The sequence below is a fragment of the Acinetobacter lactucae genome, assembly GCF_013122135.1.
Lineage (GTDB): Bacteria > Pseudomonadota > Gammaproteobacteria > Pseudomonadales > Moraxellaceae > Acinetobacter > Acinetobacter lactucae.
On sequence record NZ_CP053391.1, the window covers coordinates 2,439,600 to 2,455,043 of the forward strand.

Annotated in this window: 13 protein-coding genes; 9 read left to right on the plus strand and 4 right to left on the minus strand. The window is 40.3% G+C overall.

Annotation, left to right across the window (positions count from 1 at the left end; translation table 11 throughout):
- Positions 1-50: 50 nt before the first annotated feature.
- Positions 51-1,205, minus strand: coding sequence for an acyl-CoA dehydrogenase family protein (locus tag HLV59_RS11370; RefSeq protein WP_004793088.1), 1,155 nt, complete (start codon positions 1,203-1,205; stop codon positions 51-53).
- A 311-nt stretch (positions 1,206-1,516) separates the two neighbouring features.
- Between HLV59_RS11370 and HLV59_RS11375 the strand changes: the two genes are divergently transcribed.
- From HLV59_RS11375 to HLV59_RS11400, 6 genes are all read left to right on the plus strand, one after another.
- Positions 1,517-2,305 (plus strand): enoyl-CoA hydratase, encoded by a 789-nt coding sequence (locus HLV59_RS11375; protein ID WP_016141391.1) that lies wholly within the window; start codon positions 1,517-1,519, stop codon positions 2,303-2,305.
- Between the two features lie 29 nt (positions 2,306-2,334).
- Positions 2,335-3,096 (plus strand): SDR family oxidoreductase, encoded by a 762-nt coding sequence (locus tag HLV59_RS11380; RefSeq protein ID WP_171429979.1) that lies wholly within the window; start codon positions 2,335-2,337, stop codon positions 3,094-3,096.
- A 61-nt stretch (positions 3,097-3,157) separates the two neighbouring features.
- Positions 3,158-4,681 (plus strand): 3-hydroxyacyl-CoA dehydrogenase, encoded by a 1,524-nt coding sequence (locus HLV59_RS11385; RefSeq protein ID WP_171429980.1) that lies wholly within the window; start codon positions 3,158-3,160, stop codon positions 4,679-4,681.
- Positions 4,682-4,695: 14 nt separating this feature from the next.
- Positions 4,696-5,901 (plus strand): 3-oxoadipyl-CoA thiolase, encoded by a 1,206-nt coding sequence (locus tag HLV59_RS11390; RefSeq protein WP_171429981.1) that lies wholly within the window; start codon positions 4,696-4,698, stop codon positions 5,899-5,901.
- A gap of 107 nt (positions 5,902-6,008) precedes the next feature.
- Positions 6,009-6,851, plus strand: a complete 843-nt coding sequence (locus HLV59_RS11395; protein ID WP_000081480.1) for an IclR family transcriptional regulator — start codon at positions 6,009-6,011, stop codon at positions 6,849-6,851.
- Between the two features lie 63 nt (positions 6,852-6,914).
- Complete coding sequence (locus HLV59_RS11400; RefSeq protein WP_171429982.1) at positions 6,915-8,087, plus strand: MFS transporter; 1,173 nt, start codon at positions 6,915-6,917, stop codon at positions 8,085-8,087.
- 59 nt (positions 8,088-8,146) lie between these two features.
- On the opposite strand, the gene HLV59_RS11405 is transcribed toward HLV59_RS11400, so the two are convergent.
- Positions 8,147-9,118, minus strand: coding sequence for an NAD(P)H-dependent flavin oxidoreductase (locus HLV59_RS11405; RefSeq protein ID WP_000850362.1), 972 nt, complete (start codon positions 9,116-9,118; stop codon positions 8,147-8,149).
- A gap of 230 nt (positions 9,119-9,348) precedes the next feature.
- Between HLV59_RS11405 and HLV59_RS11410 the strand changes: the two genes are divergently transcribed.
- Positions 9,349-10,158, plus strand: a complete 810-nt coding sequence (locus HLV59_RS11410) for an enoyl-CoA hydratase (RefSeq protein WP_171429983.1) — start codon at positions 9,349-9,351, stop codon at positions 10,156-10,158.
- 65 nt (positions 10,159-10,223) lie between these two features.
- Here the strand turns inward: HLV59_RS11410 and HLV59_RS11415 are convergent, their stop codons facing one another.
- A complete protein-coding gene (locus tag HLV59_RS11415) occupies positions 10,224-11,069 on the minus strand; it encodes an IclR family transcriptional regulator (RefSeq protein ID WP_000996082.1) in 846 nt (281 codons plus the stop codon).
- Between the two features lie 185 nt (positions 11,070-11,254).
- A complete protein-coding gene (locus tag HLV59_RS11420) occupies positions 11,255-12,472 on the minus strand; it encodes a CaiB/BaiF CoA transferase family protein (protein WP_171429984.1) in 1,218 nt (405 codons plus the stop codon).
- A gap of 331 nt (positions 12,473-12,803) precedes the next feature.
- Here HLV59_RS11420 and HLV59_RS11425 point away from each other — a divergent pair, with 331 nt between their 5' ends.
- Complete coding sequence (locus tag HLV59_RS11425) at positions 12,804-13,955, plus strand: acyl-CoA dehydrogenase family protein (RefSeq protein WP_171429985.1); 1,152 nt, start codon at positions 12,804-12,806, stop codon at positions 13,953-13,955.
- Positions 13,956-14,016: 61 nt separating this feature from the next.
- Entirely contained in the window at positions 14,017-15,267 is a 1,251-nt protein-coding gene (locus HLV59_RS11430; RefSeq protein ID WP_016144909.1) for an MFS transporter, read from the plus strand.
- Positions 15,268-15,444 lie beyond the last annotated feature (177 nt).

Here is a 15,444-nt window from a genome sequence, read left to right on the forward strand (position 1 = left end):
CCTCAGAAGGAACATGAGGCATCCAATGCCTCATGGCATTTGATTTTTTATTAGGCTGTAGCTTCCCTAATCATATTTTTAGCAATAATAATTTGTTGGACTTGCGTGGTTCCTTCATAGAGACGGAACAAACGAACATCGCGATAAAAACGTTCAATGGCATATTCACTGATATAGCCTGCTCCACCGTGAATCTGTACACAGCGGTCGGCAACACGTCCGCACATTTCGGTTGCAAACATTTTTGCGCAAGATGCCTCTGTACTAATGTTTTCACCATTATCACGGCGACGGGCTGCATCTAAAACCATACATTTAGCGGCATAAATTTCGGCTTTTGAGTCAGCAAGCATGGCTTGAATCAGCTGGAAGTTTGCAATAGGTTGACCAAACTGCTTACGTTCAATCGCATAGTGCAATGCATCGTTTAACATGCGCTCAGCAACACCCACGCTATAGGCACCAATGTGCAAACGCCCTTTATCCAGCACTTTCATGGCCGTTTTAAACCCAACACCTTCTACCCCACCAATCAATGCAGAAGCAGGTACACGGCAATTATCAAAAATTACATCACAGGTGTGTGAGCCTTTTTGCCCCATTTTTTGGTCAATTTTTCCCAACGTAATACCGGGTGTATTGGCCTCAACTAAAAAAGCTGAAATGCCACCCGACCCTTTAATTTCAGGATTGGTTCGCGCCATTACGGTGAAAGTTGCTGCGTGAGGTGCATTGGTAATAAAACGTTTAGTACCGTTTAATACATAAAAATCGCCATCTTTTACGGCACTGGTTTTTAAAGAAGCCGCATCAGAACCAGATTCAGGCTCGGTTAAACAAAATGAACCAATAATTTCGCCACTTGCGTAACGAGGTAAATATTTTTGCTTTTGCTCTTCTGTACCATCAATCAAAATTGCACTTGAGCCAATACCGTTATTGGTACCAATTAAAGAACGGAAAGCTGGTGAAGTTTGCCCAAGTTCAAAAGCAACTCTGACTTCTTCTTCCATGGTGATGCCTAGGCCACCATATTCTTCGGGAATTGTAAGGCCGAACAAACCTAGCTCACGCATTTGCTGCACGATGTCATCCGGAATTTTATCTTTCTCTACCACTTCGTTTTCACGAGGGATCAATTCATTTTTTACAAAATCTCGAATTGTTGAAAGTAACTGCTCCAACATCCCTTCATCACGGATCATCGGTGATCTCCCTTTTTATGTATTTCCATCGTACCCATCAGCCATCTCCAGCTTGTCTGGATACCATGTTTTAAATCTTGTTTACTGCGGATGTGTTTCATAGTACGAGAACGAAAATACAAATTTCAAGCTTTTTTGAAAATTAATTTCGTTAAACGAAATTTAAAAACACACCATTACGAAATATCAAATACTTAGCTTATTTAATAAATCCTAATTGCTCTAATGGACTAAATAAGACTTGAAATAAATTCCAAAATAAGCATCATAAAAGGAATGTAGTTTTGATATGCGAAACAAGGAATTCAAAAATGAGTGTATTAACAGGGAATAATTTCGTAGAAGTCGACTTTTCTATTCAAAAAATAGCGATTGTAAAAATTAACCGACCTGAAGCAAAAAATGCACTGAATACAGAGGTTCGCAAACAATTAGCACAAGCTTTTACCGAATTAAGTTTTAACGATGAGATCAATGCTGTTGTACTCACAGGTGGTGAAGAAGTCTTTGCCGCAGGTGCAGATTTAAAAGAAATGGCAACCGCAACCTCCACAGAAATGTTATTGCGTCATACAGAACGTTATTGGAACGCGATTGCCCAGTGCCCTAAACCTGTGATTGCTGCTGTAAATGGTTATGCATTAGGAGGTGGCTGTGAACTTGCAATGCATGCCGATATTATTATTGCTGGTAAAGGCGCAACCTTTGGTCAACCAGAAATTAAAGTCGGTTTAATGCCAGGTGCTGGTGGTACACAACGCTTGTTCCGTGCAGTTGGTAAATTTCATGCCATGCGCATGATTATGACAGGTGCCATGGTGAAAGCCGAAGAAGCTTATATCATTGGTCTTGTTTCACAAGTCACTGAAGACGACCAAACCATTCCAACTGCGATTCAAATGGCGCAGAGCCTCGCAAAAATGCCTCCTATTGCCCTGCAACAAATTAAAGAAGTTGCACTCATGAGCGAAGACGTGCCATTAAATGCAGGCTTAACTCTAGAACGAAAATCATTCCAGTTACTGTTTTCTACCGAAGATAAAAATGAAGGCGTTCAAGCTTTTATTGAAAAACGTAAACCGTCTTATCAAGGTAAATAACTCAAAACCATAATAACAAAGGAATGAATATGACCAGAAAAGTATTGATTAGTGCAGGTGGTTCAGGGATTGGACGATGCATTGCCGAGGCATTTTTAAACAATCATGATGAAGTTTTCGTTTGTGATATTAGTGCTAAAAGCCTAGAACAATTTCAGCAAGATTATCCTAAGCTGCATATACATACGTGTGATTTGGCTGATCATGAGCAAATTAAACTCATGTTTAATGAAGCAGTTCAGAAACTTGGCGGTATTGATATTTTAGTCAATAACACAGGCATCTCCGGCCCGACTGTTGCAGCAGATGAACTAAGTTTTGATGATTGGAACACAGTGATTAATTTAAACCTGAATAGCACTTTTTTAATTACCCAGTTAGCCATTCCCCATTTAAAGAAAGCACAAGCAGGCGTGATTATTAATATGTCATCTATTGCCGGCCGCTTAGGCTATCCGTGCCGATTGGCCTATTCCACTTCAAAATGGGGGCTGATTGGTTTTACCAAAACGCTTTCTATGGAACTCGGTGCAGATAATATTCGAGTTAACGCTATTCTTCCGGGTGCGGTAGATGGTGATCGAGTTCAACGTGTATTACAGGCCCGTGCCGATGTAACCCATACCTCACTTGAAGAAGTGACCCAAAACGCACTGAAAAATCAGTCGCTCAAATATTTTGTAAATCCAAAGCATATTGCAGATTTATGCCTATTTATAGCCTCAGATAGCGGACGCTCTATTTCAGGTCAAATCTTGCCGATTGATGGTGATAAACAATGCTTAATCTAAATCACTCACCCCTATTTTTCCGTTTAATTTCAAATTTAGATTAATTATCAGGATGATCGACATGACTTATGATATTAAAAGCATGGCTGTGATTGGTGTCGGTATTATGGGCAGTGGCATTGCTCAAATTGCTGCACAGTCAGGTCATACCACTTATTTATATGATGCCAAAGCAGGTGCAGCAGAACAGGCTAAAGAAAAACTAGCTGCCACATTTCAAAAGTTAGTCGATAAAAATAAAATTACATCTGAGCAAGCAGCAGCGGCAAATAACCATTTAATTGTTGCTCAGCAAATTGACGATTTAAAAAATTGCGACCTGATTGTAGAAGCAATTCTTGAACGCCTCGATATCAAACAAAGTTTGATGCAACAGCTTGAAGACATTGTTTCAGAAAACACCATTTTAGCCTCAAACACCTCTTCTCTTTCTATTACAGCCATTGCGGCAAACTGCAAAAAACCTGAACGTGTTGTGGGTTATCACTTTTTTAATCCAGTTCCACTTATGAAAGTGGTCGAAGTCATTCGTGGTTTAAAAACCGACCCACTTATTATTGATGCTTTAAACGATCTGTCTCGTGCATTTGGTCATCGCCCTGTTGTTGCGAAGGACACCCCTGGATTTATTATTAATCACGCTGGCCGAGCTTATGGAACAGAAGCGCTCAAAATTTTAAATGAAAACGTCTGTGATATCAGCGAAATTGACCGAATTTTACGTGACGGCGTTGGTTTTAGAATGGGTCCTTTTGAATTACTCGATTTAACAGGTCTTGATGTTTCTCATCCTGTGATGGAGTCGATTTATCATCAGTACTATGAAGAAGCCCGCTACAAACCAAACCCGCTGACCAAGCAAATGCTAGATGCCAAGCAACTCGGACGTAAGGTTAATCAAGGTTTTTATAACTATGAAACTGGTTCAAAAACAGGTGAACAACCTGCCAAGTTTATAGAGCGTTTAGCGCAATATCCAAAAGTTTGGATTGCGGCAGATTTCTTAGACGATAAAAAACAGCTCGAAGATTATTTAACTCAGCAAAATATTGCTCTAGACATTAATCCCGAACCTCAAACAGATAGTTTATGTTTACTCGCTTGCTACGGTGAAGACACAACCCAAGCGGCGATCCGCCTAGGGATTAACCCTGAACATGCTGTTGCTATAGACATGCTTTATGGCATTACAAAGCATCGCACCTTGATGCCTTCACTCATTACTAAATCTGAATACCGACAAGCCACTCACTCTATTTTCAATTTAGATGGAAATCTGGTCAGCATGATTAATGAAAGTATTGGCTTTGTTGCTCAGCGTGTTTTAGCGATGGTGATTAATCTAGGCTGTGATATTGCCCAGCAAAATGTTGCCACGGTAGATGACATTAATGCTGCAGTACGTCTTGGCTTAGGTTATCCATTTGGCCCAATTGAATGGGGCGATCAAGTCGGCAGCGAAAAAATCTTACTCATTCTGAACCGTATAACAGCACTTACGCATGACCCGCGCTATCGCCCTAGTCCGTGGTTACAGCGTCGTGTCGCACTTCATTTACCTCTTACTTTTACTCATGAGTCTTGAAAAGGAATTTCTCAATGTTAAATGCATATATTTATGATGGTTTACGTAGTCCATTCGGCCGTCATGCAGGTGAGCTTGCCTCTATTCGTCCTGATGATTTAGCTGCAACCGTCATTCAAAAGTTGCTTGAAAAAACTGGTGTGCCGGGCGCGGATATTGAAGATGTGATTTTAGGCGACACCAACCAAGCGGGTGAAGATAGTCGTAATGTAGCGAGAAATGCCCTGTTACTTGCAGGTTTACCTGTCACTGTACCGGGCCAGACGGTAAACCGCCTATGTGCGAGTGGTTTAGGTGCGGTAATTGATTCAGCACGCGCTATTACTTGTGGTGAAGGTGAGCTCTATATCGCAGGTGGTGTAGAAAGTATGTCTCGCGCCCCTTTTGTAATGGGTAAAGCCGAAAGTGCTTATAGCCGTGATGCAAAAATTTATGACACCACCATTGGATCTCGTTTTCCAAATAAAAAAATTATTGCTCAGTACGGCGGACATTCAATGCCTGAAACGGGTGATAACGTCGCAGCCGACTTTGTTATTAGCCGCGAGCAAGCTGATTTATTTGCAGCTCAATCACAAGCCAAATATCAAAAAGCCAAAGAAGAAGGTTTCTTTGCCGATGAAATTACGCCAATTGAGGTTTTCCAAGGCAAAAAATTACCGCCTAAACTCGTTTCAGAAGATGAACACCCTCGCCCAAGTTCAACTGTTGAAGCACTCACAAAGTTAAAACCTCTATTTGAAGGTGGTGTGGTCACTGCGGGGAATGCCTCAGGAATTAATGACGGTGCAGCAGCCCTATTGATTGGTTCAGAAGCAGCGGGTCAAAAATATGGCCTAAAACCAATGGCAAAAATTTTATCAGCGGCGGCGGCTGGTATTGAACCGCGCATTATGGGTGCTGGCCCTATTGAAGCCATCAAGAAAGCCGTTGCGCGTGCTGGTCTTACTTTAGATGACATGGATATTATCGAAATTAATGAAGCCTTTGCTTCACAGGTTTTATCTTGTTTAAAAGGTTTAAATGTTGATTTTAATGACCCACGTGTGAACCCGAATGGTGGTGCGATTGCGGTTGGTCATCCACTTGGTGCATCTGGCGCTCGTCTTAGCTTAACAGTAGCTCGCGAGTTAATTCGCCGTAAAAAGAAATATGCCGTGGTGAGCCTCTGTATTGGTGTAGGTCAAGGTCTTGCAATGGTAATTGAAAACGTTTCATAAACTGCACCAGATATCCATTCATCACAACAGCGCAGTGATGAATGGATTTATTTTGCAGAGCGAAATATAATGGCAAAACTATTGCTTTAATTATATTTGAGGATCGAATGTCTCAAAACACGGAAACTGAAAAACCAATAAATTTTGATGAGATACGTTTAGATCCTATTTCGCATATACATCGGGAAAACAACCCGCAATTTATTGCTTCTTTAGCACGCGGTTTAGAACTTTTAAGATGCTTTTCTGCAAATAATCAGGTGCTTGGCAACCAAGAATTAGCAAAAATGACAGGTTTACCGAAACCGACCATTGCACGTATTACCAATACCCTTGTGTCATTAGGTTATTTAAAACAATTGCCTAACTCGACCAAATACACACTAGATATTGGTGTCTTATCTTTAGGATACGCAGCATTATCTAACATCTCGATTCGCAATATTGCTCATCAATATATGGAAGAGATGAGTCAGTATGTTCAAGCACCTGTAGCGATGGCAACGCGTGACCGTTTGAATATGGTGTATATCGATGTTGTGCAAATTGAAACTGCATTAAATATGCGTCGTCCAATTGGTTCTACTTTGCCAATTCATAGTAGTTCAATGGGCCGAGCATGCTTAGCTGCCACCCCTGAACGTGAACGCAACTTTTTACTCGATGCGTTGAAACAAAAGAATCCCGAAAACTGGCCAGCTATAAAACGTTCTTTAGAACGAGCTTTCCGTGATTACCAAGATTATGGATATTGTTTGTCTTTAGGCGAGTGGCATAAAGAAGTGAACTCGGTGGCTGTACCTTTGGTCAGCTCCAAACATGGTCTTTATGTTTTTAACTGTGGTGCGCCAAGTTTTCATTTAAATCCCGAAAAACTTGAAGGTGAAATTGGACCACGTTTAATCCATATGGTGCACAATATTCAAGATGCCTTGAATGAAACGCACTAACAATCTTGCTTAAAACAGTCATGGTTGTGATGGTTAAAGTTCCACTTTCATTATGACTAAGGCATGATGAAAAACGCACTCTATACCCCAACCATTATTTTAATGGCGATTGCCGCAGGCATTTGTACAGGTGGAAATTATTTTAGTCAGCCACTTATTCACTCAATTAGTGTAAGCCTAAATTTAACCGAAACAACTACAGCGTGGGTGCCAACTCTAGCCCAAATCACCTACGCATGTGGCTTACTCTTTTTAATGCCGTTGGGCGACATAATAGAAAAGCGCAAACTGCTATTTATCTTTATGTTATTGGCTTCAAGTGGATTAATTATTAGCGGTTTTTCGCACAACATCTATCTTTTACTGCTTGGTACTGTCATTACTGGCCTATTTTCAAGTTCAGCCCAACTGTTATTACCTCTTGCTGCAAGTCTGGTTCCGATTCAACAAAGCGGTCGTGTCGTAGGCTTTTTACTGAGCGGCCTCATGATGGGTGTTTTACTCGCCCGTTCCCTTTCAGGGCTGATGTCTACGCTTTTTGCATGGAATATTATTTATCTGGTCAGTGGTTTTCTATTACTTGTTATTGCCTTTATTTTGCATCGTAATATCGGGTTATTTCCACCGACTAAATCTGAAAACTATGCAAAAACCATCCGCTCGCTTCCGCAGATTTTTATTCAAAATCGACGTTTAAGGACTAGAACTTATATTGGTGGTTTTACATTTGCTTGTGTGAGTTTAACCTTTACCACCATGTCGTTGCTTTTGGCTCCAGCGCCCTATTTTTTTAGCGATTTTACCATTGGGCTTTTCAGTTTTGTTGGCGTGTTAGGAACGTTCGTTGCCAATTTCTCAGGCAAATTTATTGACCAAGGCTATATCCACAAAATTTCAATTTATTGTGGCGTCGGGCTTATTGTAAGTTGGATTCTTTTTTCACTTTTACCCTACCATTTCGCCTTTTATATTATTGCCTTACTCATTCTCTACGCTTCACTTTCTGCTGTTCATGTCACCAACCAAAGTATCGTATTTAAACTTAATCAAGAATTACGCTCACGGTTTAATGCGATTTATATGACAGGTTACTTTGCTGGCGGTGCATTAGGCACAACAGCGGGAAGCTATGCTTGGAAACACTACGGATGGACAGGTGTCTGTATTTTAGGCTTAATTTTTGCCGTGCTATGCCTTTATTATTGTGTGAGTGATGCAAAAAATCAGCACAATTAAAACTTGTGCTGATCTTATATAAATTAGACTAATAATGAGTTATAGAAGCTAGGATAAATCTATAAAAGCCCTAATAACCGACCACGAATAATATCTTCTGCCTCTTTGACAATTCGGCTGACCAGTTCATCACATGTCGGAATATCATGAATCAAGCTCGCGACTAAACCGCATGACCATGCACCTGCATTAACATCACCATCAATCATGACTTTTGGATAGACGCCTGCAACTTCTTCGATAATATCTTCAAATTTAATGTTATCGCCGAGTGCTTTTTCTTTTGCCACGATTTTTTCTACAGCAGCATTATTCATGACACGTTCAGTATTACGTAACGCACGCATAATTAAACGTGTATCTCGCTCGGTTGCATTTAAAATCGCCTGTTTCACATTTGCATGTACAGGAGCTTCCTGAGTCGCAATAAAGCGCGTTCCCATATTAATTCCATCTGCTCCCATCGCTAAAGCAGCGGCGAGTGAGCGTCCATCTGCCATTCCACCTGAAGCAACAAACGGGATTTCTAATGCATCGGCAGCTAAAGGCAATAAAATCATATTGGGCACGTCATCTTCACCAGGATGCCCACCACACTCGAAACCATCTACAGAAACTGCATCGCACCCAATTTGCTGAGCTTTTAAGCTATGTCGAACCGAAGTACATTTGTGAATTACTTTAATACCAGCAGCCTTTAAATAAGGCATGACCTGTTCGGGATTACGCCCCGCTGTTTCCACAATCTTTACACCACCTTTAATAATTGCTTCTACAAAACCCGGATAATCAGGAGTATTCACGGTAGGCAAAAAAGTTAAATTTACCCCGAAAGGCTTATCGGTCATTTCTCGGCAACGTGCAATTTCTTTTGCCAAATTTTCAGGCGTACGCTGAGTCAGGCCAGTGATAATGCCTAAACCGCCCGCGTTTGAAACCGCAGCCGCTAGCTCTGCAAAACCCACATAATGCATACCGCCTTGAATAATTGGGTGCTCGATTTCAAATAATTCTGTAATTTTGGTCTTCATATTATTTCCACTCACTGTTTTATAGCTAGCTTCTCACTTCCTTAGCAGAGCTAGATGCTTATTTACGCATAAATCCTGTCTTCATTTAAAGTAATTTAAGGTAAAAATTTCACAATACAAAATTTTATACCACAATATAAAACAAAATAATTGATAACGGAATTATTTTCCGATAGCATCATTTTAATCAGTTTAAATTTTAGACGAAAAGTTATTTAAAGGAATGAATAATGCAGCAGGACAATAGAACTCAAAACGAGCTTAAAACAGGCACAATTCATGAATTTTTTGATAGAAATATACTAACGCTCACCATGAGTAATCCAACTAAAAAGAATGCAATTAACTATGAAATGTATGCGACTCTAAGTCAGGCATTAGATGAGGCTGCAACTAATCAAGACGTTCACGTGGTTATACTGACTGGTGAGGGAGCTGTATTTACCAGTGGCAATGATATCAACGCATTCGAAACACGCGATACAACCAGTTCTGAACCACCTGCTTCGATTGTTTTCTTAAAAAGCTTGGCAACCTTTCCAAAACCAATTATTGCCAAAGTAGACGGTGTGGCAATTGGTATTGGTAGTACTATGCTTCTACATTGCGACCTTGTGTATGCAAGCCAAAACTCTATTTTCCAATTCCCATTTGTAAACTTGGGACTTGTACCTGAAGCGGGCTCAAGTTATATCCTGCCAAGATTATTGGGCTTTGCCCGCGCTTCAGAAATTATTTTACTCGGTGAAAAGTTTTCGGCAGACCAAGCAAAAAATTATGGTCTAATAAATGAAATATTTGAGGCAACTGAGCTGGATCAAGTAGTTGAAGATGTAGCAATTAAACTCGCTCACAAACCAAGCCAAGCCTTACAACTGAGTAAAAAATTACTAAGAGATGTGCCAATCGGTGATCTACTCAATCGTATTGATCATGAGTCGACTATTTTCTCGCATTGTTTGCAAGGTTCCGAGTTTAAAGAAGCATTAAATGCTTTCAAAGAAAAAAGAAAACCTAACTTTCACAAACAAACAGCTTAAAGTTCGCCTACTAAAAAGCCAGCTTTGATTTTCAAAGCTGGCTTTTATAAGTAAATCAGATTGGTTTAGCTAATTTCGGTGCGAATATTATTCACCATGTGTAAAAGACGTGGTGCAATATCTTCTTCAAGCTTTTCACGGTTCATAATAAAACTTGGACCGCCACAGTTAAATACCAGTAAACCATGTTGTTCATGAATGAGTGGAACAGCAACTGAATTGACATCTTTATGCCATTCACCGATCGAAAAACAATATCCAAAATCTTGATAGTCTTTAAAAGCTTTGTCTAGATCACGGTTAATTTTGATCCAGTCTTCTTTATGTTTGCTACGAATGGCATCTAGCAGAAACTCTCTTTCATCTTCAGGCATAGCTGCTAAACATGCACGCCCCATCGAACTTAAATGAATCGGTAAATAGGTTCCAACTTGGCGGCGCATGGTCATATTGCCTTTACCTTGTACCACATCAAGATAAATCATATTCAGTCGATCGCGTGTTGCCATGGCAACAGCAGCGCCAGCATAGTCTGCCAAATTTTTCATATATGGATGAGCAATAGAGCGAATCGACACGTTAGATAGCATGGAATAACCAAATGCAAGAACACCCACTGAAAGCTGGAATTTGCTTGAGTTTGGTACTTGTTTGATATAACCCAAACGCGACAAGGTATGTGTAAGGCGAGTAATGGTTGGTTTTGGCAAACCTGTCATCTGAGCAAGCTCTTGGTTGCCCAAATGCTGATGCTTAGGTGTAAAACAACGTAATAGTTCTAAACCACGTGCTAATGCAGTAATAAATTGGCGATCATTTTCATCCTGCATGTCTTCAATCGGATGTAATAATTCATGCCTTAACGGCGCTAATAATTTTTCTGTTTGCTCTGCATCTACTGCATCATTCATTGTCATACCAATCCATATTTTGTTTCGCACTGCGAAAATTATAATCTATTTTTTCTATAAATAGCAAAAGAGCAAACATCCTAGTCTGCCTCTAAAACATAATTTCATTTAACTCGTTAAAGCAAAAAGTTAAATATTTTATTTTCTGTTTTTAAATATAATTTTAACCTTCCGCTTTAAGCCACTTATCCAATTACGCCCTTTTCTTTAAGCTCAGCTAGTTTTTCTGCAGAAACTACTCGACCTAAAACCGCCTGAGTATGTTCTCCTAACAGCGGCGGTGCTGTTTTGTACTCAACAGGTGTTCTAGAGAGTTTGATTGGTGACCCAATGACCTTCAATTTTTCACGTTGAGGATGATTCATTTCGACCAACATTTCTCGGGCTATCACTTGCGGCTCTTGGAAAGCTTGTTCCAAGTTATTAATCACACCTACCGGAACTTTAGCAGCGTAGATTGCATCTACCCACTCATCTGCCGTTTTAGTTAAAAAGTGTTTTGATAAAATCCCGATGATTTCCTCACGGTGTTTGATTCGATCTGCATTTCGGGCAAAACGTGCATCATTTGGTAAATCGGGTAACCCAATACTTCTACAAAGCTGAATAAACTGAGTGTCATTTCCACATGCGATAATAAAATCACGATCAGCAGCTTTAAATACCTGATAAGGCACAATATTGGCATGTGCATTGCCATAACGCTTCGGGATATTACCCGATGAAAGATAATTCATTCCCTGATTTGCCATTGTGGCAATTTGAACATCAAGTAAAGCCATATCAATGTATTGGCCTAAACCCGTTACATGGCGATTAAGTAAAGCAGCCTGTATGGCAATCGTAGAATAAAGACCTGTGGCTAAATCGGAAAATGCGACCCCTAATTTTTGTGGACCACCACCCGGCAAATCGTCACGTTCACCCGTGACTGACATGAGGCCGCCCATGCCTTGAATAATAAAGTCATAACCGGGTTCTTCTGCTCTTGGGCCAGTTTGACCAAAGCCTGTAATCGAGCAATACACCAGTTTAGGGTTAATGGCAGATAAAGACTCATAGTCCAAACCGTACTTTTTCAAAGAACCCGCTTTGTAGTTTTCAATCACGACATCGGTGTCTTGAATGAGGGCTTTAATTAGCTCTTGTCCATCAGAACTGGCAATATCGATAGCAACCGATAACTTATTGCGGTTAGTGGACTGGTAATAAGCGGCTTCTTGAGTGTCTTGGCCTGAGTCATTTTTCATCCAAGGTGGCCCCCAAGAACGAGTATCATCACCTACTTTCGGTCTTTCAATCTTGATTACTTCTGCACCCAAGTCTGCAAGAATCTGCCCACACCAAGGTCCAGCCAATACCCGACTTAAGTCAAGCACCCGAATTCCATTTAAAGCACCCATCTTCATCCCACTATATTTTGTGACTCATTTCCTATTGGAAAATTTATCCATCTAAAATTTCGCATAGCGATATATATTTTTAATATACACAGCTCATTTTAAAAATCAAACTTTAATTTTCCACTAAAAATAATGATTTTTTATAAGAAAATATAGCTTAAATAAATCAATAAATTAGCCAAACATAAAACAACAACACAGTATCGCATTGCGAAATTAATTTTCAAAATATATTGTTTTACGTTCATCCTTTGATTACTATCGCTTCAAATATTGGTGATTTTACGAACATCACATTGATGTTTTTTGCATGTAGTAAAAGGACGAGACTATGATTCGAGATCAGGAAACCTTAGATCAACTTGTTGATATGATTCGGCAATTTGTTGAAGGTGTATTAATTCCTCATGAGAATGAAGTCGCTGAAACGGATGAAATTCCTCAAGACATCGTTAAACAAATGAAAGCTCTTGGATTATTTGGTTTAACCATTCCTGAAGAGTACGAAGGTCTTGGCCTAACAATGGAAGAAGAGGTCTATGTCGCTTTTGAATTAGGTCGTACCTCTCCTGCTTTTCGCTCTCTCATTGGAACCAATAATGGCATTGGCTCAAGTGGCCTGATTATTGACGGGACCGAAGCACAAAAATCATTTTTTTTGCCACGCTTAGCTCGCGGTGAAGTGATCAGTTCTTTTTGCTTAACCGAACCAGATGCAGGCTCGGATGCAGCTTCTTTAAAAACCAGTGCAGTAAAAGATGGCGAATTTTATATTTTAAATGGCACCAAACGCTTTATTACTAATGCTCCTCATGCTGGCGTATTTACAGTCATGGCACGTACAAATTCTGATATTAAAGGTGCTGGTGGTATTTCTGCGTTTATTGTCGACAGTCAAACCTCAGGCATTTCTCTTGGTAAACGCGATAAAAAAATGGGGCAAAAAGGCGCCCATACTTGTGATGTGATTTTTGAAAATTGCCGTGTACCTGCTTCTGCACTCATTGGTGGCGTGGAAGGTGTTGGTTTTAAAACGGCCATGAAAGTGCTCGATAAAGGGCGTTTGCATATTGCTGCTTTAAGTGTCGGCGCAGCAACCAGAATGCTAGACGATTCTTTAAATTACGCCATCGAACGTAAGCAATTTGGACAACCTATTGCCGAATTTCAACTCATTCAAGCCATGCTTGCCGACTCAAAAGCTGAAATTTATGCGGCTAAATGTATGGTCTTAGACGCTGCACGCCTACGCGATGCCGGACATAACGTTAGCACTGAAGCCTCATGCGCAAAAATGTTTGCGACCGAAATGTGTGGTCGCGTTGCTGATCGCTGCGTACAAATTCACGGCGGTGCGGGTTATATCAGTGAATATGCCATTGAACGTTTTTATCGAGATGTTCGTTTGTTCCGTCTCTATGAAGGGACCACTCAAATTCAACAAGTGATTATTGCCCGAAACATGATTCGCGCTGCTTCTTAATCAAATTTTAAGCACTTTAAAACGACTTGAAGTGCTTTCAATCAAATGTAGGTAATGGATTATGGCTACAAATTACAAAGAAGGTCTTTCTCGTATACAACCTCATACGTGGAAAATAGCATTTATTTTCGCATTTCTGGCGTTATTGGTGGATGGTGCAGATTTGATGCTGCTGTCTTATAGCTTAAATAGTATTAAGGCAGATTTTGGATTAAGTTCGGTACAAGCAGGTATGCTTGGCAGTTTTACATTAGCAGGTATGGCTGTTGGTGGCATTTTTGGGGGATGGGCATGCGATAAATTTGGTCGTGTACGCATTGTGGTTATTTCTATTCTAATTTTCTCACTTCTCACCTGTGGCTTAGGTTTTACTCAAAGCTTTCTTCAGTTTGGTATTTTAAGATTTTTTGCGTCACTGGGTTTGGGTTCACTCTATATCGCCTGTAATACCCTCATGGCCGAATATGTACCAACACGTTACCGCACAACAGTCCTTGGAACCTTACAAGCTGGCTGGACTGTTGGATATATTGTTGCGACCTTACTTGCTGGCTGGATTATTCCTGATCATGGCTGGCGTATGCTGTTTTATGTTGCCATTATTCCTGTTGTTATTGCTGCTCTCATGCATATTCTGGTACCAGAACCAGAAGCATGGCAAAAGTCTCGACTACAACAACCTGTTGTAGCTCAAAACGCTCCGAAAACTTCAGCATTTAAGCTTATTTTCCAAGATAAACGAAACCGTAATATGTTTATCTTGTGGGCATTAACCGCGGGCTTCTTACAGTTTGGCTACTATGGCGTAAATAACTGGATGCCGTCATATCTAGAAAGTGAACTGGGTATGAAGTTCAAGGAAATGACAGCTTATATGGTAGGTACATATACCGCCATGATTTTAGGTAAAGTCCTTGCAGGCATGATGGCTGATAAATTAGGACGTCGCTTTACCTATGCATTCGGTGCAATCGGTACTGCTATTTTCTTACCGCTAATTGTTTTTTATAACTCGCCAAGCAACATTCTCTATTTACTCATCACCTTCGGCTTCCTCTATGGCATTCCTTATGGCGTAAATGCAACCTATATGACCGAAAGCTTTGCAACAGCTATTCGCGGTACAGCCATTGGCGGCGCGTATAATGTTGGACGTTTAGGCGCTGCATTAGCTCCTGCAACTATCGGCTTCTTAGCATCCGGCGGATCTATTGGTTTAGGTTTTGTCGTGATGGGTGCAGCCTACCTGATTTGTGGTGTAATCCCTGCTCTATTCATTAAAGAAAAAATATACGACCCACAAAAGTCGTAAAGAGATTCATTGCATATATCTATATGTGGTGATGGAACTAACTATTGGAGCATATGTTTAGATAGTTAGAGAAAAATAGGAGTTTAATCCGCAAGGTTGCTCCTTATTTTCAAATATGTGGAGTTTATTACTCTTCATTTTAATTTTTTAGGTAAGCTTAGCTCCCAAGGGAGCTAA